Below are 1,601 nucleotides of genomic sequence, written 5' to 3'. Positions count from 1 at the left end.
CGACCAGGCCGTGGCCGCAGCGATGGCCGACTTCCAGGCCGACGGCGTCTCCGACGACTACCACCACGTCGAGCAACGCTGGAAATCCGCCGCCACCGAAGTCCGCCAGATCATCAACCTGCTCAAGCAGACCATGGCCCAGAACGACGACTCCGCCAACAGCGCACTGTCGCGGGCGCGCTCCGCGGTGCAAGGCATCGGCTGACGCCGGCGAACTGGGGAGGGAACCGTCGTGGGCCGGTGGGACATCCAGCCGTCCGGAGTGCAGGGCGTGCTGCAGCGCGTGGAAGGCGTGGCCGAGCAGTTCGAGAGCCACGTGCGCTCGATCAACGAGGCGATGCAGGGCGCGGGCGCGGAAGCGTCGTCCGGGATCGTCGGGCAGGCGCTGCAAGGCTTCGCGGAGTCGCAGCGCAGCGACATCCAGTTCGTGTTCAGCCGCACCGGCGCCGCGATGACCGGTGCGGCCAACGCCACCCAGGCGTACGTCCAGGGTGATCTGGAGATGGCGGCCAACGCGCAGAGCAGCGCGAGCGCCGCACCGGAGCCCCGGATGCCCGGAGGCCCGCGGTGATCAACCCCGCCGAGATCCCGCAGATCCCCGGCGACATGGAGGCGCTGCGCGGGCACGCCGCCACGCTGCGCAGCTCCGGCTCGTCGTTCAGCTCGACCGGTGCGAACGTGCACTCCACCTGGCAGGGCCTGGCCGCGGTCTACGAGGCGCCGGAAGCCGGGCAGCTGCTGAACGCGACCCGCCCGGTCTCCGAGATCAGCGATTCCATCGGCGGCGACGTCGAACTCGTCGCGAACGCACTGACCACCTACGCCGACACCGTCGCGCCGATCAAAGCGCGGCTGGAGTCGCTGCGCACGCAGGCTCGGGCGTTCGTCGGCTCCGTCGAAGGCCACGACGACTGGCGCGAGGACGAGGGCAAGGTCGGCGCGCACAACCAGCTCCTCTCGCAGGTCAACGAGGCCGTCGCGGAATGGATGGCGGCGCAGCGCGCCTGCGCGAACGCGATCAACGCGACTTACGGCGGCACCCGGTACGTCGCCGACAACGGCGACGGGCGCCGGGAGGGCAACGAGTTCGGCTACTCCAAGGACCAGCTCAACTCGGCCATGGCCGGCGAGGGGCTGCCGTGGGGCAAGCCGGAGGAACACGACGGCGGCATCCTCGGCGACGTCTCGGACTTCTTCGTCGGCATCAAGGACGGTGCCGTGCAGATGGTCACCGACCTCGGCGCGCTGATCGGCTACTCCGACGGGCAGTGGAGCTGGTCGACGGCCGGTGCGGCGTGGAAGGGCCTCGGCACCTTCGCGCTGGCGATCGGCACCTACTCGATGCCCGGTGGCATGACGCTGGACCAGTCGGTCGGCCTGCCCGGCTTCAAGCGCGGCGAGATGGGCGGCACGCTGCTCAACGCCGGCAAGTCCATCATCGCCTACGACCAGTGGGGCAACGGCCACAACGGCCGCGCCGCGGGCCAGGCCACTTTCAACGTCGTCTCCGCCGTGGTCGGCACCAAAGGCGCGGGCGGCGCGCTGCGCGGCACCGGAGCCGCCATCCAGGGCGCGAATGCCGCCGGGACGGGCGCCCGCGT

2 protein-coding genes and 1 pseudogene are annotated in these 1,601 nt (G+C 71.1%); all 3 read left to right on the top strand.

Translation table 11 applies throughout. From position 1 onward, the window contains the following. Positions 1 to 205, top strand: a 205-nt coding sequence (locus IJH84_RS05960) for a pore-forming ESAT-6 family protein (RefSeq protein ID WP_295141271.1), incomplete at its 5' end; no start/stop codon positions are given. Positions 206 to 232: 27 nt separating this feature from the next. Next, positions 233 to 571: a DUF6507 family protein gene (locus tag IJH84_RS05955; protein WP_295141268.1), complete on the top strand. Its 339-nt coding sequence runs from the start codon at positions 233 to 235 to the stop codon at positions 569 to 571. Next, a pseudogene (locus tag IJH84_RS05950) lies at positions 568 to 1,601 on the top strand (hypothetical protein); the annotation flags it as partial. The gene IJH84_RS05955 and the pseudogene IJH84_RS05950, both read left to right, overlap by 4 nt.

It is taken from the genome of Saccharopolyspora sp., assembly GCF_017434145.1.
Taxonomy (GTDB): Bacteria; Actinomycetota; Actinomycetes; order Mycobacteriales; family Pseudonocardiaceae; genus Saccharopolyspora_C; species Saccharopolyspora_C galaxeae.
The sequence above is the reverse complement of the archived record's forward strand: the minus strand, read 5'-3'. Positions and strand labels throughout refer to the sequence as shown.